Origin of the sequence: uncultured Aggregatibacter sp. (assembly GCF_901873365.1) — a bacterium.
Taxonomy (GTDB): Bacteria; Pseudomonadota; Gammaproteobacteria; order Enterobacterales; family Pasteurellaceae; genus Aggregatibacter.
The window spans coordinates 1-25,328 of the sequence record NZ_CABFLM010000022.1 but is presented as its reverse complement, the minus strand read 5'-3'; the positions used below and the strand labels follow the sequence as shown (position 1 = coordinate 25,328).

General features: G+C 43.3%; 20 protein-coding genes and 1 pseudogene. 11 read left to right on the top strand and 10 right to left on the bottom strand.

Annotated elements, in window-relative coordinates; all coding sequences use genetic code 11:
- Positions 1 to 4: 4 nt before the first annotated feature.
- Positions 5 to 676 carry a trimeric intracellular cation channel family protein gene (locus QZ106_RS00520; RefSeq protein ID WP_295972901.1) on the bottom strand — a complete coding sequence of 224 codons (672 nt, stop codon included), beginning with the start codon at positions 674 to 676 and terminating at the stop codon, positions 5 to 7.
- A 211-nt stretch (positions 677 to 887) separates the two neighbouring features.
- Between QZ106_RS00520 and QZ106_RS00515 the strand changes: the two genes are divergently transcribed.
- A complete protein-coding gene (locus tag QZ106_RS00515; RefSeq protein WP_295972899.1) occupies positions 888 to 1,694 on the top strand; it encodes a hypothetical protein in 807 nt (268 codons plus the stop codon).
- Positions 1,695 to 1,795: 101 nt separating this feature from the next.
- Here QZ106_RS00515 and fbp read toward each other — a convergent pair whose 3' ends face one another.
- Positions 1,796 to 2,800 carry a class 1 fructose-bisphosphatase gene (fbp, locus tag QZ106_RS00510; RefSeq protein ID WP_295972898.1) on the bottom strand — a complete coding sequence of 335 codons (1,005 nt, stop codon included), beginning with the start codon at positions 2,798 to 2,800 and terminating at the stop codon, positions 1,796 to 1,798.
- A gap of 154 nt (positions 2,801 to 2,954) precedes the next feature.
- On the opposite strand from fbp, the gene mpl reads away from it, so the two are divergent.
- On the top strand, positions 2,955 to 4,328 hold the full coding sequence (gene mpl, locus QZ106_RS00505; protein WP_295972896.1) for a UDP-N-acetylmuramate:L-alanyl-gamma-D-glutamyl-meso-diaminopimelate ligase: 1,374 nt from the start codon (positions 2,955 to 2,957) through the stop codon (positions 4,326 to 4,328).
- Positions 4,329 to 4,351: 23 nt separating this feature from the next.
- On the top strand, positions 4,352 to 4,933 hold the full coding sequence (locus QZ106_RS00500; protein ID WP_295972894.1) for a uracil-DNA glycosylase family protein: 582 nt from the start codon (positions 4,352 to 4,354) through the stop codon (positions 4,931 to 4,933).
- 115 nt (positions 4,934 to 5,048) lie between these two features.
- Here the strand turns inward: QZ106_RS00500 and QZ106_RS00495 are convergent, their stop codons facing one another.
- Complete coding sequence (locus QZ106_RS00495; protein ID WP_033002484.1) at positions 5,049 to 6,311, bottom strand: HlyC/CorC family transporter; 1,263 nt, start codon at positions 6,309 to 6,311, stop codon at positions 5,049 to 5,051.
- A gap of 75 nt (positions 6,312 to 6,386) precedes the next feature.
- Complete coding sequence (locus QZ106_RS00490) at positions 6,387 to 7,181, bottom strand: inner membrane protein YpjD (RefSeq protein WP_295972887.1); 795 nt, start codon at positions 7,179 to 7,181, stop codon at positions 6,387 to 6,389.
- 152 nt (positions 7,182 to 7,333) lie between these two features.
- On the opposite strand from QZ106_RS00490, the gene ffh reads away from it, so the two are divergent.
- The 8 genes and pseudogenes from ffh to QZ106_RS00450 all read left to right on the top strand — a co-directional run bounded on the left by ffh (position 7,334) and on the right by QZ106_RS00450 (position 13,009).
- Positions 7,334 to 8,713, top strand: coding sequence for a signal recognition particle protein (ffh, locus tag QZ106_RS00485; protein ID WP_111295664.1), 1,380 nt, complete (start codon positions 7,334 to 7,336; stop codon positions 8,711 to 8,713).
- 155 nt (positions 8,714 to 8,868) lie between these two features.
- Positions 8,869 to 9,105 (top strand): annotated as a pseudogene (locus tag QZ106_RS00480) (integrase core domain-containing protein); the annotation flags it as partial.
- 236 nt (positions 9,106 to 9,341) lie between these two features.
- The gene (locus QZ106_RS00475; RefSeq protein WP_295973015.1) at positions 9,342 to 9,782 is read left to right on the top strand and encodes a DoxX family protein; all 441 of its coding nucleotides are present in this window, start codon (positions 9,342 to 9,344) and stop codon (positions 9,780 to 9,782) included.
- A gap of 34 nt (positions 9,783 to 9,816) precedes the next feature.
- Positions 9,817 to 10,053, top strand: coding sequence for a hypothetical protein (locus QZ106_RS00470; protein WP_295972879.1), 237 nt, complete (start codon positions 9,817 to 9,819; stop codon positions 10,051 to 10,053).
- A 77-nt stretch (positions 10,054 to 10,130) separates the two neighbouring features.
- Positions 10,131 to 11,051: a DUF692 domain-containing protein gene (locus QZ106_RS00465; RefSeq protein WP_046953480.1), complete on the top strand. Its 921-nt coding sequence runs from the start codon at positions 10,131 to 10,133 to the stop codon at positions 11,049 to 11,051.
- A complete protein-coding gene (locus QZ106_RS00460) occupies positions 11,041 to 11,754 on the top strand; it encodes a DUF2063 domain-containing protein (RefSeq protein ID WP_295972874.1) in 714 nt (237 codons plus the stop codon). The genes QZ106_RS00465 and QZ106_RS00460 overlap by 11 nt, the downstream gene beginning before the upstream one ends.
- Positions 11,751 to 11,972, top strand: a complete 222-nt coding sequence (locus QZ106_RS00455) for an integrase core domain-containing protein (RefSeq protein WP_367259882.1) — start codon at positions 11,751 to 11,753, stop codon at positions 11,970 to 11,972. The genes QZ106_RS00460 and QZ106_RS00455 overlap by 4 nt, the downstream gene beginning before the upstream one ends.
- 242 nt (positions 11,973 to 12,214) lie before the next feature.
- Entirely contained in the window at positions 12,215 to 13,009 is a 795-nt protein-coding gene (locus QZ106_RS00450) for a formate/nitrite transporter family protein (RefSeq protein WP_295972872.1), read from the top strand.
- Between the two features lie 147 nt (positions 13,010 to 13,156).
- Here QZ106_RS00450 and putP read toward each other — a convergent pair whose 3' ends face one another.
- The 6 genes from putP to sucA form a co-directional block, all read right to left on the bottom strand.
- Complete coding sequence (gene putP / locus QZ106_RS00445) at positions 13,157 to 14,647, bottom strand: sodium/proline symporter PutP (RefSeq protein WP_295972869.1); 1,491 nt, start codon at positions 14,645 to 14,647, stop codon at positions 13,157 to 13,159.
- A 12-nt stretch (positions 14,648 to 14,659) separates the two neighbouring features.
- Entirely contained in the window at positions 14,660 to 18,112 is a 3,453-nt protein-coding gene (gene putA / locus QZ106_RS00440) for a bifunctional proline dehydrogenase/L-glutamate gamma-semialdehyde dehydrogenase PutA (RefSeq protein WP_295972866.1), read from the bottom strand.
- Positions 18,113 to 18,976: 864 nt separating this feature from the next.
- Positions 18,977 to 19,849 (bottom strand): succinate--CoA ligase subunit alpha, encoded by an 873-nt coding sequence (sucD, locus tag QZ106_RS00435; RefSeq protein WP_109432890.1) that lies wholly within the window; start codon positions 19,847 to 19,849, stop codon positions 18,977 to 18,979.
- 11 nt (positions 19,850 to 19,860) lie between these two features.
- On the bottom strand, positions 19,861 to 21,030 hold the full coding sequence (gene sucC / locus QZ106_RS00430; protein ID WP_295972858.1) for an ADP-forming succinate--CoA ligase subunit beta: 1,170 nt from the start codon (positions 21,028 to 21,030) through the stop codon (positions 19,861 to 19,863).
- A gap of 86 nt (positions 21,031 to 21,116) precedes the next feature.
- A complete protein-coding gene (gene odhB, locus QZ106_RS00425; RefSeq protein WP_295972856.1) occupies positions 21,117 to 22,322 on the bottom strand; it encodes a 2-oxoglutarate dehydrogenase complex dihydrolipoyllysine-residue succinyltransferase in 1,206 nt (401 codons plus the stop codon).
- Positions 22,323 to 22,438: 116 nt separating this feature from the next.
- Positions 22,439 to 25,243 carry a 2-oxoglutarate dehydrogenase E1 component gene (gene sucA, locus QZ106_RS00420; RefSeq protein WP_295972854.1) on the bottom strand — a complete coding sequence of 935 codons (2,805 nt, stop codon included), beginning with the start codon at positions 25,241 to 25,243 and terminating at the stop codon, positions 22,439 to 22,441.
- Positions 25,244 to 25,328: the final 85 nt, after the last annotated feature.

Genomic DNA, 25,328 nt, shown 5'->3' with positions numbered 1-25,328 from the left:
TCTCCTATTTCGTTTTTTGCGGTAATTTGTCGTCTTTATGATGCTTTGAAATATCTTGTTCTTGATAATCAAAAATCGGCAGGCCCCATTCAAAGTAAATTGCCAGTAAGCGGGTAATAAAGCCGACAATCAAGGTAATGATAATGACGATGTTTTGATCTACCTGTAGATGTTGTAGACCGATGTAAATAGCTGTCGCCAATAATGCTACGCTGGCGTATAGCTCTTTCTGGAAAACGAGTGGAATACGATTACACAATAAATCACGCAATACCCCGCCGAATGCGCCGGTAATAATGGCGGCAATTACGGCAATTGTCGTGCCATGCCCCATATCTAACGCGATTTGGGCACCAATAATGGAAAATACGATAAGCCCGACAGCGTCCAGCACCAAGAAAATGGTGTGAAAATAACGCATGAAATGGCGAATAAAAGGCGCGATAAATACCGTTAACACCGCAGCCGAGGCCACGATAATAAAATATTCGGGATGTTTTACCCACCCAAGCGGATAATGCCCTAAGAGCACATCGCGTACGGAGCCGCCACCGATAGCGGTCATGCTGGCAATAATAACGACGCCGAAAATATCCATTTTCTCTCGACCTGCGGCAAGGGCTCCGGTAATGGCTTCCGCGGTAATACCAATGATATAGAGAATGCTGAGCAGCATAAGGTTCCTTAAAGTGCGGTGAATTTTTGCGTTATTTTAGAGAGAGAAAAGGCAAAATACCATGTTTTAGATCATAACTTTATTTTGCCTTGTGAGAATTGAAAAAACGTTGTGTTTTTCAACCGCACTTTTGTCCTAGCTTTTGACCGTTTTGGGGAATTCTTGCATAATGCACGGCAATTTTTGTCTTTGTTTATCACAAGGAAATCGTATGTCCGAAGAACAACCTAAATTTTTAACCGCACTTTCGTCTTTCTTCCCCATTTTTTTGTTACTCGTTATTGATTTTTTTGCTTTCGGATTGCAGCCGCAGCCCAATGTGATGTCGCATTTGGCGCTTGGTGTATTAACGGCACAGCTGATTTGTTTGCTTGCCTTTATTAAAGGTGAAATTTGTAATGGACAACGTTCCCGTTTAGGGCGGGTAAACCTTTATTTTGGTCTATTTTGGGTGGTGTGGCTGTTGTTCGGTTTAGGGGCAAGCTATCACCATGTATTCATGGACTTGGTTTGTCTTTGTGGTTTGGCAATGACTATCATCACATGGAAGCAACCGTTTGAGGTTAAATTACGTCATCTCTTATTAAAAATCGCCGGTTTCATCGGTATGTTGGGTGTCATTGGTTATGGCTTGATGCTGGCTAGCGAAGAAAACTTCATTCAATTTAACCCCGTGGCACAAATCCTATTAGGGATTATTTTGGCGAATTTAGCTTTAGTGATTTCTCGCAATCGTCTGAAAGGATTTATTGCATTGTTGATGTTGGCGGCGATTGCCTTTCTGGCACTGAATGCGCTGTTTGTATGTGTGAATTTATTCATTCTTTCTCAACAAAGTGCGGTGGTTTTTAGCAACGAATTTGCTTTGTTACTTTATCTCTTATTGCATTTAGTGATGGCCGCCATGTTGGCAATCCATGTTTTCAAAAAATGGGCGTTGTCTTATAACAGCCTTCTCATTCTCTTATTTATGACGGCCAGCTTGCCATTGTGGGCAAATTTTGCGTATTTGATGTAATGCGTTATTTAGGTAAGAAAAAACCTCCTCAGAATTGAGGAGGTTTTTTTATGAACGTTTCTTTAAATAAAATACGTCATTTTCTGACCGCACTTAATGGATTACTCTTTAAAATCACGCATTAATTGTTCGGCTTTTTTCACCATTTCTCTAGAACCGATGAAAAGCGGAACGCGTTGGTGTAATGCAGTCGGTTGAATATCCAAAATGCGATTATAACCGTCACTTGCCACGCCGCCGGCTTGTTCTGCCAAGAATGCCATTGGGTTGCCTTCATAGAGTAAACGCAATTTGCCGTTCGGGTAGTTTGTGGCACTTGGATAAATATAAATACCGCCTTTAAGCATGTTGCGGTGGAAGTCGGACACCAAAGAACCGATATAACGAGAAGTGTAAGGACGTTGAGTTTCTTTATCTTCTTCTTGGCAATATTTCAGGTATTTTTTCACGCCCATCGGGAATTTGAGGTATTGCCCTTCGTTAATGGAATAAATTTTGCCGGTTTGCGGAATTTGAATGTTTTCATGGGAGAGGCAGAACACACCGAGTGATGGATCGTAAGTAAAACCGTTGACACCATGTCCTGTGGTGTAAACCAACATGGTGGAGGAACCATACACGATATAACCTGCTGCCACTTGACGATTGCCCGGTTGCATGAAGTCTTCTAAGGTGACCGGTGTGCCTACCGGTGAAACGCGGCGATAAATGGAGAAAATGGTACCAACGGAAACGTTCACATCAATGTTGGAGGAGCCGTCCAATGGGTCAGTTAAAATGACGTATTTCGCGTTGCGACCACGCTCCGTATCAAAGGCAATGAAATTTTCCTCTTCTTCGGAAGCAAAACCGGCGACTTCTTCGCGGCTCATAAGGGCTTGTTTCATCGTGTTGTGAGCGAACAAGTCTAATTTCATTTGCGCTTCGCCTTGCACATTTTCTACACCGGAATTACCGATAATGTTATTAGTTAAGCCGGCTTTGTTGATATCACGGTGAATCACTTTTGCCACTAAGCGAATGGAGGACAAAATGCCACTTAACTCCCCTTTAGCATTTGGGTATTCCGCTTGTTTTTCTACAATAAATTCGCCTAACGTTTTCATACTTTTTCCTTATTTGATGAATAAATTTACTCAAATCGTAACTTGCCTTATTATAACAGCTCCGTTTTCAGATGATTAAAAAGATTCCTATTTCTGTGATTCACAACACATTTTTCGCCTTTACATCAGAAATTGGAATGCATAAGGACTCCAAATGACAACCAAACATGTTCATATTTTAGGTATTTGCGGCACGTTTATGGGCGGTATTGCCATGATCGCCAAACAAATGGGCTACCACGTCACCGGCTCTGATACGAACGTTTATCCGCCGATGAGCACGTTCCTTGCGGAAAACAACATTGAAATCATACCGCACTTTGACCCAAGCCAACTGCAACCGGCGCCGGATATGGTGATTGTGGGCAATGCCATGAAACGCGGTAATCCTTGTATTGAATATATGTTGGCAAACAACCTGCCTTATACCTCCGGGCCACAATGGTTGCATGATCATCTATTGCGTGATCGTTGGGTTTTGGCGGTATCAGGCACTCATGGGAAAACCACTACCACCGGTATGCTGACGTGGATTTTGGAACAAAACGGTTTGCAACCGGGCTTTTTAATCGGTGGCATTGCAGGCAATTTCGGGATTTCCGCCCGTTTAGGTAAGAGCCCGTATTTCGTGATTGAAGCGGATGAATATGACACGGCATTTTTTGACAAGCGTTCTAAATTTGTGCATTACAACCCGCGAACGTTGATTATTAATAATATCGGTTTTGACCATGCGGATATTTTTGACGACTTGAAAGCCATTCAACGCCAATTCCACCACATGATTCGCACCATTCCAAATAATGGGCGAATTCTCTCTTTTGCAAACGAAGAAAGCGTGCAACAAACCTTGGCAATGGGCTGTTGGTCTGAATGCCAATATATCGGTCGCGATCAGGAATGGTATGCGGAGCGCATTAAACACGATTGCACGGAATTCGCTGTGTTCCATAATGGTGAAAAAGTGGCAGAAGTACATTGGAATATTGTAGGCGAGCACAATATGCGGAACGGTTTGATGGCGATTGCGGCGGCGCATCATGCGGGCGTGAGTATTGAAAATGCTTGTGCGGCGCTGGGGACATTTATTAACGCAAAACGCCGTTTGGAAGTGAAGGGCAATGTTCAGGGCGTGACGGTTTACGATGACTTCGCCCATCATCCAACAGAAATACAAGCTACGTTGACCGCACTTCGCGATAAAGTCGGACCTCATGAGCGTATTTTGGCTGTGCTGGAACCGCGTTCTAACACCATGAAAATGGGGGTACATAAAGAGGAAATCGCGCCAGCTTTAGAAAAAGCGGATGCAGTATTTTTATTTCAACCTGACACCATTCCATGGAAAGTGGCAGAAATCGCTGCGCATTTAACTCAGCCGGCGTATGACAGCGATAATTTGGATGACTTTGTTCATCTCATTGTTGCGGAAGCCAAACCAACGGATCATATTTTGGTGATGTCCAACGGCAGCTTTGGGGGCATTCATCAGAAATTGTTAGACGCATTAGAAAAGAAACATGCGTAGTCTTTAACGAGGTTCAAGGAAGTATGCAAACACTAGAGCAAATCACCCAAGCCATCATGGCGGATCCGGCAAATCGTTCTTTCACCGACAGAGGTATTGCGCCCTTGTTCGCGGCACCTGTCACCGCTCGTATTAACATTGTGGGGCAAGCACCGGGATTGAAAGCACAAAATAGCCGCTTGTATTGGAACGATCAAAGCGGTGATCGACTTCGTCATTGGCTTGGCGTGGATCGCGATCTGTTCTATCACTCCGGTTTATTTGCCGTGATTCCTATGGATTTTTATTATCCGGGCAAAGGCAAATCCGGTGATTTACCGCCACGTAAAGGTTTTGCCGCAAAATGGCATCCTCAAATTTTGACACAACTCCCCCAACTTGAATTGACCATTCTCATCGGGCAATATGCGCAACGCTATTACCTGCCTGAAAATCGCCTAAATGTCACAGATACCGTTAAAAACTACCGCGAATTTCTACCGCACTTTTTGCCCTTAGTGCACCCCTCCCCGCGAAATCAACTCTGGCAGGCGAAAAACCCTTGGTTTGCACAGGAAGTTATTCCAACATTACAAGCCTTGGTGAAGCAGATTATTGAAAAATAATCTCGCGTATTCTGCGGCTGATGACATGCCATATTGATTTAAAAAAACAAAAATCCGTACCTTGTCTTCTCTGTTAAGATAGTTTTAGGTGCGGATTTTTCTTCATCAAGGCGCGCTATAATTTCACGACTTTTGCCTGTTTAATCATATTTTCACCCACTTCTAAAATGGTAATGCGTAAGCCATTAATTTCACAGACGGTGCCTTCTTCAGGGATTTCTTCTAAATGTTCCAAAATCAAACCGTTAAATGTGCGGGCATCTTCGGTATCCAAATTCCAATGGAACATTTTATTTAAATCACGTAAATTGGCAGAACCTTCAATAATCATTGAACCATCAGATTGTGTCATCACTTCTTCATCAATGGTCGGCGTGTTAGAGGTGGTGAAATCGCCCACGATTTCTTCCAAAATGTCTTCCAACGTCACCAAACCTTTAATATCGCCATATTCATCCACCACCAAGCCAATACGCTCTTTTTTATTACGGAAATTAGCTAATTGCGTCTTTAAAGCCGTGCCTTCAGGAATGAAATACACTTCATCGGCAGCACGAATCAAGGTTTCTTTGGTAAATTCATTTTTTTCCAGTAACAAACGGAACGCTTCGCGAACACGCAAAATACCGAGCACGTTTTCGTCCATACTGCCTTTATACAACACCACACGGTTATGTGCCGCATGATTGAGCTGGCGCATGATAGATTTCCAGTCATCATCAATATCAATGCCGCCGATTTCATTGCGCGGCACCATGATGTCATCCACGGTAACGGTTTCCATATCCAAAATAGACAGCAACATTTGCGGATGTTGCTCATCCGGTGTGGCTTCTCCCGCTTCGGAAACGATGCTGCGCAATTCTTCGCGGCTAATGACTTGTTTCTTCAGATCCGGTTTTAAGCCCACTAAACGCATTAAAAATTTGGTGAACACATTCATCACCCAAACTAAAGGAGCAAAAACCTTGAGTAATGGGGTTAATAGATGGCTCGAGGTCAATCCCACTTTTTCCGGGTGCATCGCTGCCACCGTTTTGGGGAAGATTTCAGAGAAAATCAACATCACGAACGTTAATGCACCGGTGGCAATCGCCACACCGGCATCGCCATATAATCGCATCCCAATTACGGTCGCAATCGCCGAAGCACTAATATTCACAAGGTTATTAAAGATAAGAATAAAACTCAGTAGTTTGTCCGGTTTAGCAAGCAACATCTCCGCTTTTTTGGCGCCTTTATTGCCCTGCTCTGCTAAAAAACGCAGGCGATATTTATTGAGAGAAAGTAAACCTGTTTCAGAGCCGGAAAAATAGGCAGAAAGGACTAAACAGGCAATTAAAATGATAAATAACGTACTAAGGGGAATACTGTCCAAAGCGAAATCCTTGCATTAATTTAAAAATAAAAAAGGCGGGAAAAACTCACCGCACTTTTCTCTCATTTACTGATATTACACAATCAGACGACTACCAAAATAAGCAACCGTAAGTAAAATCATACCTGAAATTGTGTAAATAATCATCTTTTTTCCACGCCAGCGGTAGTGCTTATAGCCTAAAATCGCAATGCCGAATACAACCCAGCCGAATAACGAAAATAAACCTTTATGAATATTATCCGGCGTCATCGCATTAACCAAATGAAAGGTACCGGAGATAAGGGTGAATGTCATCAATACTTCACCACTGACCAATAAACGGAAAAAATGTCGTTCTACTGTCATAAGCGGCGGTACCATCGGTGAAAAAGTCATTTTCTTGCTTTTCAAACGACGATCAATCCAGACCAACTGAATCGCATACAGGGTCGCGATACAGCAGACGGCATAAGCAAAAATCGACAAGCCGATATGAAAAAGCATTGATGTATTTTGATTCAACAATTGAATGATGTGGCTTGGTAGAAAAGTCGCATAAATCAAGTTAATAATGGAAAAACAATAAACAATCGGTAATACAAACCACATGGTATTGACGCGCAACATGGCGATCGTGGCGAGTATAGCAATCATAACGCTCATCAACGAAGCCACTTCCATAATGCTGAAATTCTGCCCTTCCGCCAAGTCTCCCAATAGTGGGAAAGTGCTAATCAGGTGAAAAACCACCGCCAAAAGTGCGGTCAAAAAAAACGGTGTTTTTTGACGTTTCACATCCGCGCCCGCCACTTGCGAGGTTAATAAAATCGGGGCAATGCGTAATACACTAATGAGGTAAAAAAGAATTGATAAAACCGCAAACCACATAATGATGCTTCCTTTGTTTTGTTGGCGTTTTATTCTAACGAGATCAGGAGAAAATCGCCATGACTTTATTTGACGTGAAAATGCGCGGAATTTCAGTATAATGAACGGCATTTTACCGATGATACCTTTCCGATTTAACCACAGGAAATATTATGTTTGAGAATTTATCCGATCGTCTTTCCAAAACCTTACGCAATATCAGCGGTCGAGGTCGTTTAACCGAAGATAACATTAAAGAAACCTTGCGCGAAGTGCGCATGGCATTATTAGAAGCCGATGTGGCATTGCCGGTCGTGCGCGATTTTATTAACAATGTAAAAGAACGTGCCATTGGGGTGGAAGTCAATAAAAGCCTCACGCCGGGACAAGAATTCGTCAAAATCGTCCAAGCCGAATTAGAAGCGGCAATGGGTGAAGCCAACGAAAGTTTAAATCTAGCCACCCAACCGCCTGCCGTGATTTTAATGGCGGGTCTGCAAGGGGCGGGGAAAACCACCAGCGTGGGTAAACTGGCCAAATTTCTGCGTGAACGTCATAAGAAAAAAGTGCTTGTTGTTTCTGCCGACGTCTATCGTCCGGCGGCGATCAAACAATTAGAAACCCTCGCACAAGGGGTTAATGTCGATTTCTTCCCGTCAGATGTGAAACAAAAGCCGGTAGATATTGCGAAAGCCGCGTTGGCAGACGCGAAATTAAAATTCTACGATGTGCTGATCGTGGATACCGCCGGTCGTTTGCACGTTGATAGTGAAATGATGGATGAAATCAAGCAGGTTCACGCGGCGTTAAATCCAATTGAAACGCTCTTCACCGTGGATGCCATGACCGGTCAAGATGCGGCAAATACAGCAAAAGCCTTTAATGAGGCTTTGCCGCTTACCGGTGTGATCCTCACCAAAGTGGACGGCGATGCCCGCGGTGGTGCAGCGTTGTCTATTCGCCAAATCACCGGCAAACCGATTAAATTCCTCGGGGTGGGGGAAAAAACCGATGCGTTAGAGCCGTTCCATCCGGATCGTGTGGCGTCACGCATTCTCGGCATGGGTGATGTACTTTCTTTGATTGAGGATTTAGAACGTTCCGTTGATCGTGAAAAAGCGGAAAAAATGGCGCAAAAATTCAAAAAGGGCGATGATTTCACCTTAGAAGATTTCCGCGAACAATTACGCGAAATGAAAAAAATGGGTGGTATGATGTCCATGTTGGAAAAATTACCGGGTGCGAAAAACCTGCCGGATCATGTAAAAAATCAGGTGGACGACAAAATGTTCAACAAACTGGAAGCCATCATCAATTCCATGACCTTAAAAGAACGCGCCAATCCGGACATCATCAAAGGTTCTCGCCGTCGTCGCATTGCTCTTGGTTCCGGCACGCAAGTGCAAGACGTAAACAAGCTACTCAAACAATTTGATGAAATGCAACGCATGATGAAGAAAATGCGTAAAGGCGGCATGGCAAAAATGATGCGCGGCATGCAAGGCTTAATGGGCGGCGGGCTCGGCGGATTAGGCGGAATGTTTAGACGCTAAATGCACCCCTCTCCCCACATAAAAAGTGCGGTGGATTTTAAAAACATTTTCGGTATTATGTAGCAGTTGCACAAAGTCCGAAAATTGACTAATTTACCGCATAAATTTTCCATTTTTTCAAACTCAAGGTGTAGCTATTCCTCCCAACCTTCATTCAGGTAACCCAAAGTATGAGTCGCCAAGGTAACTATTGGGATAATGCCCCAATGGAGCGTTGGTTCCGCAGCTTTAAACATGAATGGATGCAAGAGGGCGACTATCTAACCTTGGGGCAAGCGATGGACGATGTGAGAGCTTATGTGATGTATTACAATTTTGTTCGCCCACATCGTTACAATCAAGGTTTTCCGCCTGTTTTAACAGAAACAACCTATCGGGGACTGTTGAATTAGCTGATTACTACATTAATTAGTAAAAGATAAAAGGGCGAAGATTATTAGAATCTTTGCCCTTAATGTTATCTGCATTTTTACAAAAAATAATATTTTCAATTTTTTGAAAAAAAAGTGTAAGAAAAAAGGCTTATCTCCGACTAATAGAATAACAAGGAAGCATTTCCTACCATAATGAACTAAATAATTTCATAAAATAGCTAATCAATCAGAGGAAAAAAATGAAAGATTGTAAGATGCAAGGTATTAGCAGCGGCGTGAGTTTATTGATTTTACGCCTTTTTCTTGCGTGGGAGTTTTTAGAGGCAGGGTTAGAAAAATGGAATGGTCAAAATTGGTTTACAGAAATACAAGATCGTTTTCCTTTTCCATTTAATCTTATTCCAGCCGATATTAATTGGCACGTTGCAATGGGATCTGAATTAATTTTCCCATTCTTGCTGATATTTGGGGTGCTAACACGTTTTAGTGCATTAAGTTTAACGATTTTAATCTCTGTCGCGTGGTATAGCATTCACGCCGATTCAGGTTATAACGTTTGTGATAATGGTTATAAATTACCCTTAATTTATGTGGTAACTTTATTAATCTTAATTACGCAGGGAGCAGGGAAACTCTCTTTAGACACGCTTATTAAGAAGGTTTATCCAACTAAAAGCTGGTTGAAATTCCTCTAACTATATATTCAATATCAAACTCTAGGAGATTTAAATGAAAAAATTATCCACTTTAGCCGCATTAGCAGGAGCATTAACGATGACAGTAGCTACTGTTGCACACGCTGAGCCAAAATCAAGCAGTACAGATAAAGCTGCAACACCTTGTGTGGGTGATAAATGTGTGAAAACAAAAGCTGCAGAAGGTAAATGCGGAGAAGGCAAATGCGGTGCGAGCAAACCAAAAGCCGCAGAAGGTAAATGTGGTGAAGGTAAATGCGGTTCTAAATAATCGTATTTAAATCTAGATGCCATACATAACACTGGTGTAAATTTACACCAGTGTTGTATTAAAAGGAGTCAATAATTATGTTACAAGGTGCAGGATTAGGGTATCGCCGAGATTTAGCAGATGATTTTTTGAATTTATCATCAAATAATGCGATTCAGTTTATGGAAGTTGCTCCAGAAAATTGGGTAAAAATGGGGGGAGCTGCTCGTTATAAATTTGATCAGGCAGCAGAAAGATATCCACTTGCGGTACACGGACTATCACTTTCATTAGGCGGGCAAGCACCTCTTGATCGCGAGTTATTAAAAAATACTAAAGCATTAATGACTCAATATAATTCGACATTTTTTTCTGAACATTTGAGTTATTGTGAATGTGAAGGGCATTTATATGATTTATTACCTATGCCATTTACAGAAGAAGCTGTAAAACACGTAGCACAGAGAATCCGCTATGTACAAGATTTTTTAGGATTACAAATTTCATTAGAAAACACCTCTTATTATTTACACTCTCCCACCAGCACAATGAATGAAGTAGAATTTTTAAATGCTATTGCACAAGAAGCGGATTGTGGTATTCATTTAGATGTAAATAATATTTATGTAAATGGCGTCAATCACGGTTTACTTGATCCTTATGTTTTCTTAGATCAAGTAGATGTGAAACGTGTCAATTACATTCATATTGCCGGACACGACGAAGAACATTCTGCGGCACAAGTTGTAGAGGATTTAGAAGGGGAATCATTTAATAAAATAAAAGGGGCATATCGCCATTTACCAGAGTTATTAATTGATACGCACGGTGAGGCAGTAAAAGGTACTGTGTGGGATTTATTAGAATATGCCTATCAACGACTACCTGTCATTCCGCCAACATTATTAGAGCGTGATTTCAATTTCCCTCCATTTGCAGAACTTTATGCTGAAGTTGAACATATTGCACAACTACAGCAAAAATATGCTCAAAAAGAGGTGATATCCTATGCAGCCTAAACCTTCGCTTATTGAAACACAAAAAGCACTTGCCACAGCAGTTCGGTTGGCTCATGCTCAACCTCTAAATGGTTATGCTCCGAATCGCCTTGCTGTTTATGCTCGCTTAGTTCGAAATAACATCTTTGGTTTTATTGACCGTTGTTTTGTTGAAGCACCTAAACACGTTTCTGCTGAGAGTTGGTCTCAGACAAAAGAAGCGTTTGTATTAACAGGAAAACCACATTCGCCTTATTTTCAAGATATTGCAGGAGAATTTCTCTTATTTTGTCAAGAAAAAGAGAGTTTTGATACCAATATACTGGCATTGATGGATTTTGAAAATACACAATTACTTGCAGAAGTTTCTTTAGCAAAAGTACCTAAAAAATTTGAGTGGAATAAGCATAGCGTAATGCAGTTATCTGATGCTGCTTATTTAAAACGCTATGAAGTTGATTTTTTATCAAGCGATTTTAAACAATTTGATGAAAACCCTATACAGGCTGTTATATGGCGGGATAGCGATTTTAATATTCTGCAACAACGCTTATCTGAACTTGACTTTTGGCTATTAAGTTATATACAAGAACAACCTTCGTCTTTAGAAGAGGTATTATCTGCCTTAAATACTGTAGTTGAAGATAGCACCCCCTTAATTCCATTATTGGAAAACACTTGGGTGAATTGGATTAATGCTGAAGTGCTTTATCCCAAAGTATGAGTCGCCGAGGTAACTGTTGGGATAATGCCCCAATGGAGCGTTGGTTTCGCAGCTTTAAATATGAATGGATGCAAAGAGGGCGACTATATAACCTTGGGCAAGCGATGGACGATGTGAGAGTTTATGTGGTGTATTACAATTTTGTTCGCCCACATCGTTACAATCAAGGTTTGCCACCTGTTTTAACAAAAACAACCTATCGGGGACTGTTGAATTAGCTGATCACTACATCCCTATTGAGTTAAAATTTCAATAGGAATTTTAAGATTTTTAATCGGTTAAACCTTTGTGCAACTGCTACATAATACCGAACATTTTAAAAATTCACCGCACAATGACACGCCCAACGCTTATTCAATTTCGTTATAACTAAAACGCCGTATATATACTTAACAATTCTTTCGTTTTTTTCTTTTGCTTTGCTAGATTTTTACCATCTTATTTCATTAGAGGAAAACCTATGCAACACCGTGATCTTTACCCCCATGAAATCTTACAAGATGTCATTGAAAAAAGTTATGCGAAATCAGAAGGACGCTTAAAAACGCTGGCGATTTTAAGCTTTTTAGGCGGTGGCTATGTCAGTTTTGGTTATATGGCCTATTTAAAAGTGGTGAGCGGCATTCCACCAGAATGGAGTGGATTAGCCACCCTGCTAGGCGCGGCAGTATTCCCAATTTGTTTAATTTGTATTTTAATCGGCGGCGGTGAATTGGCCACCGGCAACATGATGATGATGGCATTAGGCCGTTTAACCAGAAGAGTGAGCTTTAAGAAACTCTTTCGTAACTGGATTGTCGTCAGCTTAGGAAATTTAGCCGGTGCGTTATTTATGGCCTATTTCTTAGGACATTATGTCGGGCTTTCAGAAGGTGTAGCTGCCGCAAAAACTATCGCCATTGCCGAAGCCAAAGTGCAAATGGATTTTGGTCGAGCCTTTCTTTCCGCCATCGCCTGTAACTGGATGGTTTGTATGGGCATTTGGTTCTATTTCGGCGCGAAACAAACCTCTGGCAGAATCCTTGCCATGTGGTTTCCGGTGATGATCTTCGTTCTTGTTGGATTACAACACTTTGTCGCCAATATGTTTATTATTCCGGCAGGCATTTTTGCCGGCGCCAATGTTACTTGGCACCAATTTTTCTTTAACATGATTCCGGTCTTTCTAGGCAATGTCGCCGGCGGCGCAGCATTTGTCGGTGCCTCTTACCTTTATGCCTATCGTCATCTGTTAAAAGAAGATTATTGCATTTAGCCATAAAAAATCTGCACCTCAATGGTTGGATGTTGAATCCAACGTTTGGGGTGCAGATCATTTTTTATTTACATAATTAAATAAGAAATGTATAAAAATAGGGCGGAAATTCCGCCCTATTTTACATTTAAAAATCACCGCACTTTTTTAGCGTCGTGCTTCAAATTCAGCTAAAGCGGCATCAAATTGTTCCATCACTTTCGGATGTACCGGTGCGAACACGGAAGAGGTAATGGTAATGAAAGAACAAACCAAGAAACCAGGGACGATTTCATAGAGGTGAGATAAATCTTCCCAGCCCAAGTATTTCATTAATGGACTCCAGACCACCACGGTGATAGCGCCGGATAACATTCCCCATAATGCCGCTTTGGAGCTAATATTGCGGTTGAACAGGGAAAGAATCACCACCGGACCGAAGGCGGCACCAAAACCAGCCCACGCATAAGAAACCAAGCCCATTACTTTGGAGTTTGGATCTTGTGCGATAGCGATGGCAACCACAGAGATTAACAATACCATTAAACGACCGACCCAGACCAATTCAAGGCTGGAAGCGCCTTTACGGAAGAAACCTTTATAGAAATCCTCTGTAATTGCGGCGGAACACATTAATAATTGAGCGGACAGGGTACTCATCACCGCGGCTAAGATTGCGGATAAGACGATGCCGACAATCCAAGGGTTAAACATGGCTTTACTTAACTCAATGAAAACCGCTTCTGCATTGTATAGTTCAATATTTTGGGTGGTGAAATAGGCCAATCCGAAATAGCCCACTGCAACGGCGCCGCCAAGGCAGAGGAACATCCAAGAAATTCCGATTCGACGGGCTTTTTCGAGAGAGGCCACAGAGTCTGCTGCCATGAAACGGGCAAGAATGTGTGGCTGTCCGAAATAACCCAAGCCCCAAGCCAATGCAGAGATAACACCGATACCGGAAACATTGTGCAGCCAGTTGCTGTAAGGAATGCCGGTGATAGCAGATTTCGCTTCCAAAGACATTGTGATTTCATCCCAGCTGATGTTGAGCAATACCATGACCGGTGCCAAAATCAAGGCGAAAATCATTAATGAGGCTTGGATGGTGTCGCTCCATGAAACTGCTAAATAGCCACCGATAAAGGTATAGGTAATGGTTGCTAATGCCCCTAACCAAAGTGCGGTGGAATATTCCAAGCCCAATAAGCTTTGGAATAACTTCGCTCCCGCTACCACGCCGGAAGCACAGTAAATGGTGAAGAAGAAGAGAATAATACCTGAAGAAATAATCTTTAATGCTTTTTTCTGACGCGGAAAACGTTGTGCAAAAAATTCCGGTAAGGTCAGCGCATTGCTATATTTCTCAGTGAAAATCCGCAAGCGTCCTGCCACAACGCGATAGTTCAGATAGGCACCAACGGTTAAGCCGACAGCAATCCATGCCTCGGAAAGGCCTGATAAGAAAATCGCGCCGGGTAACCCCATTAATAGCCAACCGGACATGTCGGAAGCACCGGCAGACATGGCGGTCACGAAACTTCCCATTTTTCGACCACCCAAAATGTAATCATCAAAGTTTTTGGTGGAACGATAGGCGTATAACCCAATGCCTAAAATAATTGCCAAATAGAGGCCAAAGGTGATGTAGATTTGCATAAAACACTCCTTTTATTCTTCTTGAGAGGACATTAATGAGGTGTTTCCACCTGCCGCAGTGGTGTTATAACTGCGGGAAAATTCATCATACAATGGCAGTAAATCTTGGGTATCTTGCCAGTCGTAACATTTGAAAATAGCTTTACTGTTTTCAGCCAACCATTGACGTTTGGCTTTATCAAGTGCGGTCAAATAAATGCCTTTTTGACAATGACCTAACTTCGTATCAACACGAATGCCCGGTTTGGCTTTGGCGGCTAATGGATGCTGCGGTTCCACCAAAATGCTAAAACCTTTGGCAAGCAATTTTTCTGCCGCTTTTTCTGCTGCCGCTAAGTCGCCGTTGAGAATGGCTACTTCACAAGGCAGATAAGCTAGGGAGTTGTGTTCACCGGTGATACTTTCTAATACCGGTTTGGTTGTGCCTAGCGTATTTTCATCACCAAATTGGCTGTAATAGCGAGGTGTACGGGTTAAGCGTTGCAAATAGAATTCACCGCCGGCTTTCGGCCCTGTGCCGGATAATCCGTGTCCACCGAACGGTTGAACACCAACCACCGCACCTACAATATTACGGTTGATATAGAAGTTACCGCAGTTTAAGTGGCGTTCCACAATATCCATCTGTTTGCGGATACGGGTATGGCAACCACCGGTCAGCGCATAACCTTTTTCATTTACCGCTTTGAGGACATTGAGTAAGTTATCTTTTTTATAACGTACGATGTGTAGAATCGGACCGAAGACTTCACGCTGTACTTGATCGAGGTTATCCAACAAATACACACTCGGTGCCACAAAATGCCCTTGAGTCGGCGTGTCGATTTCCGCATAAGCGCGGGCGACTTTGCGCATGGCTGCCTTGTGGTTTTCTAGATTTTGTTTAGCTTCTTCATCAATCACAGGACCGATATCGGTTTCCAATAAACGTGGATCGCCTAAACTTAATTCTTTAATGGCTTCGGTGATCATCTTGTAATAGTGATCTGCCACATCTTCTTGTAACAATAAGATGCGTAATGCAGAACAACGTTGACCTGCCGAGTCAAAGGCTGAACTGAGAACATCAGCAACGACTTGTTCCGGCAAGGCTGAAGAGTCAACGACAAGGACGTTTTGACCGCCGGTTTCTGCAATCAACACAGGATCGTTATCTGCTAATGTCAGACGTTGCTCAATGAGTTTGGCCACTTCGGTTGAACCGGTAAATACGACGCCATCAAAAGCTTGTTGGACTAACGCAGCCCCTAAATCCCCCGCTCCTAACACCAGTTGTAGGGTTTCTTTCGGGATACCGGCTTGGTGTAAGAGTTTCACGGCGGCATACGCAATTAATGAAGTTTGTTCTGCCGGTTTTGCAATCACTGCATTGCCTGCTGCTAAAGAGGCAGCAATTTGGCCGGTAAAGATGGCTAATGGGAAGTTCCATGGAGAAATACAAAGTACTTTTCCACGGGGCTCGGCAAGGTGATTTTGTGTTGCGAGCAGCTCTAATTGAACGGCGTAATAACGTAAGAAATCCACGGCTTCACGCAATTCGGCAATGGCGTTTGGCAAGGTTTTACCCGCTTCAACCACAGCGAGTTTCATCAACAAGCCAAAATGTTCTTCATATAAGTCGGCAGCATTGCGTAAAACGTTAGCTTTTTCCACCGCACTTTTGGCTTTCCATTGGGTATTGTCGGCAGCGGCAAACGCTTTTCCCGCCTGATTCACAGCTAAAAAGGCGACTTCTGCAACAGTTTCATTGAGGTTGGCCGGATTGGTGACTTGATGCGCAGGCGCATTTTCAGCATTTTCAAACGCAACCAAAGAGGTAGCGTTTTCGATGGTTGCCGCATTCAGCGCTTGTTCTAATCTTGCTAATTCCAATTCATTGCTCAGATCGAAACCGGCAGAGTTTTTACGGTTTTTAAATAATTCTAACGGTTTAAGAACCGACTTATTCGGCTCGCCATGAGATTTGGCATAAAGTTTCCATGGCGGCGTAACAAGTTGTTCGACCGGAATGTTTTCATCAACCAGCTGGTGAACAAAAGAGGAGTTTGCGCCGTTTTCCAAGAGGCGGCGGACTAAATAGGCTAACAAGGTGGCGTGTGTGCCCACGGGTGCATAGACACGAACTTGTCGGTTCAGATTTTCTTTCCCCACAATATTGTCATAAAGAGATTCCCCCATGCCGTGTAGGCATTGGAATTCAAAGTTTTTACCTTGTCCTAATTCGTGAATCGTGCACATAGTTTGCACGTTATGGGTGGCAAATTGCGGATAAATGACATCTTGTGCAGCAAATAATTTTTTCGCACAAGCAATATAAGAAATATCGGTGTGATTTTTACGTGTGTAAAGTGGAAAACCGTCCAAACCGTCCGCTTGCGCCCATTTGATTTCGCTGTCCCAATAAGCGCCTTTAACAAGACGAATCATCAAATAGCCTTGTTTTTCTCGGGCTAAATTAATCAAATAATCCAAGACAAATGGACAACGTTTGGAGTAAGCCTGTACTACGAAACCAATGCCTTTGTAGCCTTGTAATTCCGGTTCATCTAATAATTTTTCCACAAGATCGAGGGAAAGCTCTAAACGATTGGCCTCTTCCGCATCAATATTGATACTGATGTTGTATTTTTTCGCTAATAAGAAGAGTTCTTTTAAGCGAGGGTAAAGCTCATTGATGGTACGATCATATTTGGAACGGCTATATTTCGGGTGAATCGCAGAAAGTTTAACGGAAACACTGTTGCCGTTATAAATGGTTCTGCCGGCTGCGTCTTTGCCCACTTCTTCAATCGCGTGTAAATAGTCGTTGAAATAGCGTTGTGCATCGGCTTCTGTCATGGCAGCTTCGCCCAACATATCAAAAGAGAACGTAAAGCCTTTTTCGTAGCGTGGTTTGATGTTTTGCAGCGCCTCTTGCATGGTCACGCCGGTAACAAACTGTTTACCCAAAATCTGCATAGATTTGATAATTGCCATACGCATAATAGGCGCAGACAAACGGGAGAAACTACGGGTGAGTGCATTTGATAAACTGTTTTCATCCAGGGTTTCGCTGATTTTTTTACCAAAGAGTAGGCCATAACTGGCTGCATTGATGAAGAATGAATTGGAATTGCCAATGTGAGATTTCCAGTTCCCTTCTTGCAATTTCTCATAAATTAAGTCATCGCGGGTTTGTGCATCAGGAATACGTAACAAGGCTTCAGCTAAGCACATTAACGCGACCCCTTCTTCACTGCTTAATGAAAACTCTTGCATTAAGGCATCTGCGCCATATTGTTTTTGTTTCAGTTGGCGTAATTTTTTAATTAACTTAATAGCATTGTCTGTGATGCGTTGTTCTTGTTCTGGAGAAAAATCTAATGTTTTCACTAAAGAATCGACCGCACTTTTCTCATCTAAACGATAGTTTGCAGTGATCGCTTGTCGAATAGGGCTATATTGTTTTGATAGTGTGAATTGCATGAGAAAACCTCCTTTTGTTATATAATTGTTAACAAAATATAGGTAGCGTATTTATTAGTAAATGACTTTTTTGGTGTTCTGTGATTTAAGTCACATAAAAAATGAGGTTTTGTTGTTTGTAATCTGTACTATGTGGGTAATTTACATACTGAAAAAGACGAAAAAACAACATGCCAGTACATTTCATACACATGATTGTCACTTGTTACTAAAAATTATCGGGTTGACTCGCTTAACATGCTATTACACTCCGCAGGAAACAGCAGATCATTACATAATTTGACAGCGTATCTCCGAACTTTATTAAGTAAATCAGAAGCTGGATGGTTACCCCATCATGCTACGCAAGTTACATAGTGAAAGGATTTTCCCCTGTGGTAAAACAGTATTGGCTCAATTAAACGAAACGGATTTAACGATTATTTACTCTGGCCAAGGCTGTTCTTATAGGCTTGCCGATGATGGAAGGTATGGAAGGTATGGAAGGTATAATTTGCGAAGACAGTTCGTCTTATGCCCAAATTAAATAATTTAAGCTCTGTGCAACACAGAGCCTAATATTTAAGTAGGGTTTAGAATCGTAGCGTGCAACTTGTTGCACGAAATCATGAATGCCCGAAAGCGTTAAATAACGTTCCGTGCGTAATTTAGTCGTGCATCAAGATGTACGGTACGCATGAAATCGTGAATGACGCATCGAGGTTAATTATTCGTGCAACAAGTTGCACGCTACGAGGAAGGACTCCATACGCATAGCGTATGGTTTTTATAGCTAGACTTTGGCTGGCTATAATAAAAAGAAAAAGTGCGGTCTATTTTAAAAACGTTTTTAAAACCAACCGCACTTTTTTTAGCTCAGCCCAATTATTTATTCAACATTTCTCTTAACGCTGAACCGATTTCTGCCAAACTTCTCACGGTTTTCACACCGGCGGCTTCAAGCGCCGCAAATTTTTCATCGGCAGTTCCTTTTCCACCACTGATAATGGCACCGGCATGCCCCATGCGTTTGCCTTTCGGCGCTGTCACGCCGGCAATGTAGCTCACCACCGGTTTGGTTACATGTTCTTTAATGAACGCCGCCGCTTCTTCCTCGGCGGAACCGCCAATTTCGCCGATCATGACAATCGCTTCCGTTTGCGGATCCTCTTGGAATAATTTCAAAATATCCACAAAGTTGGAACCCGGAATCGGATCGCCGCCGATACCCACACAAGTGGATTGACCAAAACCTTCATCAGTAGTTTGTTTCACGGCTTCATACGTCAACGTGCCTGAGCGGGAAACAATGCCAATTTTCCCTTTTTTATGAATGTTGCCGGGCATGATGCCGATTTTACATTCTTCCGGTGTAATCACGCCCGGACAGTTTGGCCCAATCATGCGCACACCGGTTTGGTTCAAGCGTTGTTTCACCACCAACATATCCAAGGTTGGGATGCCTTCGGTGATACAAATAATCAATTTAATCCCGGCATCAATCGCCTCTAAAATCGCATCTTTACAGCCCGGCGCCGGCACATAAATCACCGTGGCTGTGGCACCGGTTGCCTCGACTGCATCGCGTACGGTGTCAAACACCGGTAATCCTAAATGGGTCGTGCCGCCTTTGTTCGGTGAAACGCCCCCCACCAGTTTAGTGCCATAAGCTAATGCTTGTTCGGAGTGGAATGTACCTTGACCGCCGGTGAAACCTTGGCAAATCACTTTTGTATCTTTATTAATTAAAATTGACATGCTATTGCTCCTTATGCGTTAGCCTTTGCCGCTTTCACTGATTCTACCGCCGCATCAGTCAACGTTTGGGCAGCAATAATATTCAAACCGCTCTTCGCTAAAATTTCACGGCCCAACGGGGCATTGTTACCTTCTAAACGCACCACCACAGGCACGTTGACACCCACTTCATTCACTGCCGCTACAATCCCTTCTGCAATCAGATCGCAGCGTACAATGCCACCGAAAATATTGACGAGTACCGCTTTTACATTTTTATCAGAAAGGATGATTTTAAAGGCTTCCGCAACGCGTTCTTTGGTTGCACCGCCGCCCACATCCAGGAAGTTCGCCGGTTGACCACCATGCAACTTCACAATATCCATAGTCCCCATGGCAAGCCCTGCGCCGTTCACCATGCAACCGATATTGCCGTCTAATGCCACGTAGTTAAGTTGGAAACTTTCCGCTAAGGCTTCGCGTGGGTCTTCTTGGCTTGGATCTTGCATTGCCGCTAAAGCCGGTTGACGATATAACGCATTGCCATCCACCACGATTTTGGCATCTAAACAAAGAAGATTGCCTTCTTTCGTGACTACCAGCGGGTTCACTTCTAATAAGGACAAATCTCTTTCTACGAACATTTTTGCCATTTGGGTAAAAACATGGGCAAATTGTTTCACTTGATCGCCTTTTAAACCCAATTTAAACGCTAACTCACGCCCTTGGTATGGCATACCACCGGTCAGCGGGTCAATCGCCATTTTGTGTAATAAGTGCGGTGTTTTTGCCGCGACTTCTTCGATATTCATCCCACCCTCAGTGGACACCATGAACACCACACGTTGAGAAGCACGATCGAGCACCGCGCCTAGGTACAATTCACGTTCAATTTGTGAACCTTCTTCTACATAAATCGTGTTTACCGGCTGACCATTGGCATCCGTTTGGAAAGTGACCAAACGTTGCCCTAACCATTTATTCGCAAACTCTCTGACTTCCGCTTCGTTGCGTACAAGTTTCACGCCTCCCGCTTTACCACGTCCACCGGCATGCACTTGACATTTCGCCACCCAAACATCACCGTCTAACTGTTTAATCGCCTCTGCCGCTTCGTCTGCGGTTTTACAGGCAATGCCTTTACCCACCGGCAATTTGTATTCGGCAAAAACTTGCTTACTTTGATATTCATGTAGATTCATAGAAAATCCTCTGTTAAATGCCCTAATTTTTATCGTCTGTTGAAACAAAGAACCGCCTGCCTTACGCACACGCGGTTCTTCTTTCTTTAGATTTCTAGCAATAATCTTGTTGGGTCTTCCAACAATTCTTTCACGGTGACCAAGAAACCGACAGACTCACGGCCGTCAATTAAACGGTGGTCATAACTTAATGCCAAATACATCATTGGACGAATCACCACTTGACCATCCACAGCAACCGGACGCTCTTTAATGGCGTGCATACCCAAAATCGCGCTTTGCGGTGGGTTGATAATTGGAGTGGACATCAAAGAACCAAACACACCGCCATTGGTAATCGTAAAGTTACCGCCGGTTAAATCTTCCACGGTTAACTTACCATCACGTCCTTTTTCCGCTAAGGCTTTAATCGATTTTTCAATGTCTGCCATAGAAAGGTTATCGCAATCACGCAATACCGGAGTGACCAAACCACGTGGCGTGGAAACCGCAATACTCACGTCAAAATAATTGTGATAAACCACATCGTCACCGTCAATGGAGGCATTCACTTCCGGATAACGTTTTAAGGCTTCCACCACGGCTTTGATGTAGAAAGACATAAAACCTAAACGTACGCCGTGTTGTTTTTCAAATTTTTCGCCGTATTGTTTGCGCAACTTCATGATCGGTTGCATATCCACTTCATTGAATGTGGTTAACATCGCCGTATTATTTTTGGCTTCCAACAAACGCTCTGCAATACGTTTACGTAAACGGGTCATCGGCACGCGTTTTTCACTGCGTGCTGAATAAGCCATCGTACTGACAGTTGTTTCTGCCGGTTTAGGGGCTGTTACACGTTTTGCGATAACCGCTTCAACGTCTTCGCGGGTAATACGACCGCCCACGCCGGTGCCTTTCACCTCAGAAGCTTGAATATCGTGTTCCGCCAATAAACGACGAACGCCCGGACTTAACGCATCCGTGGTATGAGGCTCATCCGGCACTTCGGTACGACGATCCGCCGGTGTCGCTTCTGCCGTTTTTTCCATGGCTGCTGCAGCGGCTGTTGCGGAAGCTTCCAATTTACCCAACAACTGCTTGCTCACGACTGTGGCGCCTTCATCCTGCACGATTTCACTGATCACACCGTCTGCTTGCGCCGGCACTTCAAGCACCACTTTGTCTGTTTCAATTTCCACAATCACTTCATTGCGTTTCACCGCATCGCCTGCTTTTTTATGCCAAGTGGCGACTGTTGCATCAGCAACTGACTCAGGCAAATCCGGGACAAGAATTTCAATAGTCATAATTTCATTCCTTTTTTGTATTCATTTAGCTAAGTATCAATGTTGTTAAGCATAAAGTGCGGTCGTTTTTCAAGGTGTTTTTAAAACAAGCGAAAAATACACCGCACTTTAACGGATTAAAGCGTCAATGCGTCTTCCACCAATTGTTTTTGCTGTTTGGCATGCAATGACAAATAACCTACCGCCGGTGAAGCAGACGCCGGGCGGCCGGCATAAGACAATTTGGCGTTGTTCGGAATCACGGCTTCAAAGTTATGTTTACTGCAATACCAAGCGCCTTGATTCAGTGGCTCTTCTTGACACCATACAAAATCCGTTACATGTGAATAAGGCGCTAAAGCGGCTTTCACATCGTCATGCGGAAACGGATAAAGTTGCTCAATACGAATGATAGCCACGTTATCCTGTTCATTTTTACGGCGTTGCTCCAATAAATCGTAATATACTTTACCGGCACACATCACCACACGTTTCACATTTTTCGGATCAAGGTTGTCAATTTCACCAATGATCGTTTGGAATGTGCCGTTAAGCAATTCATCCATACTGGACACCGCTAACGGATGACGTAACAAGGATTTCGGTGAAATACCAATTAACGGACGGCGCATTTTACGAATCGCTTGGCGACGTAACATGTGATACACCTGCGCCGGTGTTGAAGGCACACAAACTTGCATATTTTGTTCTGCACAAAGCTGCAAATAACGCTCCAGACGGGCAGATGAGTGTTCCGGGCCTTGTCCTTCGTAACCGTGTGGTAGCAACATCACTAAGCCACACATTCTGCCCCATTTTTGCTCGCCGGAGCTGATGAATTGGTCAATCACGATTTGCGCCCCGTTAGCAAAATCACCAAATTGCGCTTCCCAAATGGTCAACGTTTTCGGATCCGTGGTGGCATAACCATATTCAAAGGCAAGCACCCCTTCTTCGGTTAAAACGGAATCCCATACTTCAAAGCGACCTTGATTGGCGTGTAATTGGGTTAATGGCACATAGCCGGTACCGTCTTTTTGGTTATGTACGACGGCATGACGATGGAAGAACGTACCACGACCGGCATCTTCACCGGATAAACGCACATGAATGCCTTCATCCAATAAGGTGGCATACGCCATGGTTTCCGCCATCCCCCAGTCTAATAATTTTTCGCCTCGCCCCATTTCTTGGCGGTCGGCATAAATTTTTTCAACGCGAGGATGCGGTTGCACATAATCCGGATAATGAGAAACTCGTTTTGCTAAGATTTTAAATCGCTCTTCCGGGAATTTGCTTTCATACGGCGCCGTCCAGTCATAGTTGAGATACTGCAACCAGTCCACTTTTGCCATATCCATCGCACGCCATTCCGGCACAACACATTCACCATTATCCAAGGCATCACGGTATAAATTGGCAATTTCAGTGGCATCTTCTTCCGTAATGACGCCTTCTTGAATTAAACGATTGGCATACACTTTCGGTGGTGTTGGGTGTTTTTTGATAATGCCATACATCATCGGCTGAGTCGCCAATGGCTCGTCGGCTTCGTTATGACCATGACGGCGATAAGAAATCAAATCAATGAAAATATCCCGTTTAAAGACCGCACGATATTCCACCGCCATACGGGCCGCAAAAGCAACCGCTTCCGGATCATCGCCGTTCACGTGAATAATCGGCGCTTGAATCATTTTGGCGATATCAGTACAAAACTCGGTAGAACGGGTATCGTTCGGGTTAGAGGTGGTGAAACCAATTTGGTTATTGATCACAATACGAATCGTGCCGCCCACTTTATAACCCCGTGCATTGGACATATTCAAGGTTTCTTGCACGATACCTTGACCGGTAACCGCGGAGTCACCATGCACGGTGACCGCCAACACTTTGTTATGTTCGGTGTCTTGTTTACGGGTTTGTCTTGCGCGGACGGAACCAATCACAACCGGACTCACAATTTCCAAGTGAGACGGGTTAAAGGCAAGTGTCAGGTGTACTTTTTTATCATCTACCGCAAAATCAGAGGAGAAACCTTGGTGATATTTCACATCACCGGTGCGATTATCTTCCGCATGTTTACCGGCAAATTCATCAAATAAATCGGTTGGGCGTTTACCAAACACGTTAACCAACATATTTAGACGACCACGGTGCGCCATACCCAAGACCACATCGTCTATACCGTTACGGCTGGCATGACGGATGATCTCTTTCATCATCGGAATAAAGGCATCACTTCCTTCTAAAGAGAAACGTTTCGCACCCGGGAATTTCGCGCCTAAATAACGTTCCAAGCCATCCGCTGCCGTTAATTCTTTCAGTAAATTGATTTTTTCATCTTTACTGAAAAGCGGCTGTTGAATCCATTTTTCTTGTTTGCTTTGCAACCAATTACGCTGTTCCATATCATGAATGTGCATAAACTCCAGACCGATATTGCCACAATAGGTCGCTTTCAAATCACGGGCTAAATCACGGAGCTTCATGCTTTCCTTGCCATAAACAGCATAGTCGATATTGAAACTTTCATCTAAATCAGCGTCGGTTAATCCATGTCGGTGATGGTCTAATTCAGGCACCGAGGAAGTTTTCCAGCGGTAATAATTGAGGGGGTCGAGAGTGGCTTCAATGTAGCCACGAGAACGGTATGCGTTGATGAATTGTAAAACTTTAACTAATTTCGCGCTCGCTTCCGGATCAATCACGCTCACGCTCTGTCCATGATTTTCTCGCGCTAAACGGCGGAAATAATCGCGCACCGTTGAATGGGGTTGCTCAAGTGCGGTGGATTTTGGCAGCGTTTTAAAAATTTCCTGCCAACTGGCATCCACACTGTTCGGATCTTCAAGATAGCTTTCATAAAGATCCTCAATATAAGATTGATTTGCCCCACCTAATGCACTGGAGGAGAGCCATTCATTTAAAGAATGCTGCATACATACCACCTTAAGATTTAAATACGCTAACAAACAACATGATAATAAACAAAGAACAATCTTGTCCTAAGGGATACATTATGCC

Excerpts from the sequence above, each read along its gene's own strand:
- QZ106_RS00520 (WP_295972901.1), bottom strand. The coding sequence starts at position 676 with ATGCTGCTCAGCATTCTCTATATCATTGGTATTACCGCGGAAGCCATT.
- QZ106_RS00515 (WP_295972899.1), top strand. The coding sequence starts at position 888 with ATGTCCGAAGAACAACCTAAATTTTTAACCGCACTTTCGTCTTTCTTC.
- fbp (WP_295972898.1), bottom strand. The coding sequence starts at position 2,800 with ATGAAAACGTTAGGCGAATTTATTGTAGAAAAACAAGCGGAATACCCA.
- mpl (WP_295972896.1), top strand. The coding sequence starts at position 2,955 with ATGACAACCAAACATGTTCATATTTTAGGTATTTGCGGCACGTTTATG.
- QZ106_RS00500 (WP_295972894.1), top strand. The coding sequence starts at position 4,352 with ATGCAAACACTAGAGCAAATCACCCAAGCCATCATGGCGGATCCGGCA.
- QZ106_RS00490 (WP_295972887.1), bottom strand. The coding sequence starts at position 7,181 with ATGTGGTTTGCGGTTTTATCAATTCTTTTTTACCTCATTAGTGTATTA.
- ffh (WP_111295664.1), top strand. The coding sequence starts at position 7,334 with ATGTTTGAGAATTTATCCGATCGTCTTTCCAAAACCTTACGCAATATC.
- QZ106_RS00475 (WP_295973015.1), top strand. The coding sequence starts at position 9,342 with ATGCAAGGTATTAGCAGCGGCGTGAGTTTATTGATTTTACGCCTTTTT.
- QZ106_RS00470 (WP_295972879.1), top strand. The coding sequence starts at position 9,817 with ATGAAAAAATTATCCACTTTAGCCGCATTAGCAGGAGCATTAACGATG.
- QZ106_RS00465 (WP_046953480.1), top strand. The coding sequence starts at position 10,131 with ATGTTACAAGGTGCAGGATTAGGGTATCGCCGAGATTTAGCAGATGAT.
- QZ106_RS00460 (WP_295972874.1), top strand. The coding sequence starts at position 11,041 with ATGCAGCCTAAACCTTCGCTTATTGAAACACAAAAAGCACTTGCCACA.
- QZ106_RS00455 (WP_367259882.1), top strand. The coding sequence starts at position 11,751 with ATGAGTCGCCGAGGTAACTGTTGGGATAATGCCCCAATGGAGCGTTGG.
- QZ106_RS00450 (WP_295972872.1), top strand. The coding sequence starts at position 12,215 with ATGCAACACCGTGATCTTTACCCCCATGAAATCTTACAAGATGTCATT.
- putP (WP_295972869.1), bottom strand. The coding sequence starts at position 14,647 with ATGCAAATCTACATCACCTTTGGCCTCTATTTGGCAATTATTTTAGGC.
- putA (WP_295972866.1), bottom strand. The coding sequence starts at position 18,112 with ATGCAATTCACACTATCAAAACAATATAGCCCTATTCGACAAGCGATC.
- sucD (WP_109432890.1), bottom strand. The coding sequence starts at position 19,849 with ATGTCAATTTTAATTAATAAAGATACAAAAGTGATTTGCCAAGGTTTC.
- sucC (WP_295972858.1), bottom strand. The coding sequence starts at position 21,030 with ATGAATCTACATGAATATCAAAGTAAGCAAGTTTTTGCCGAATACAAA.
- odhB (WP_295972856.1), bottom strand. The coding sequence starts at position 22,322 with ATGACTATTGAAATTCTTGTCCCGGATTTGCCTGAGTCAGTTGCTGAT.
- sucA (WP_295972854.1), bottom strand. The coding sequence starts at position 25,243 with ATGCAGCATTCTTTAAATGAATGGCTCTCCTCCAGTGCATTAGGTGGG.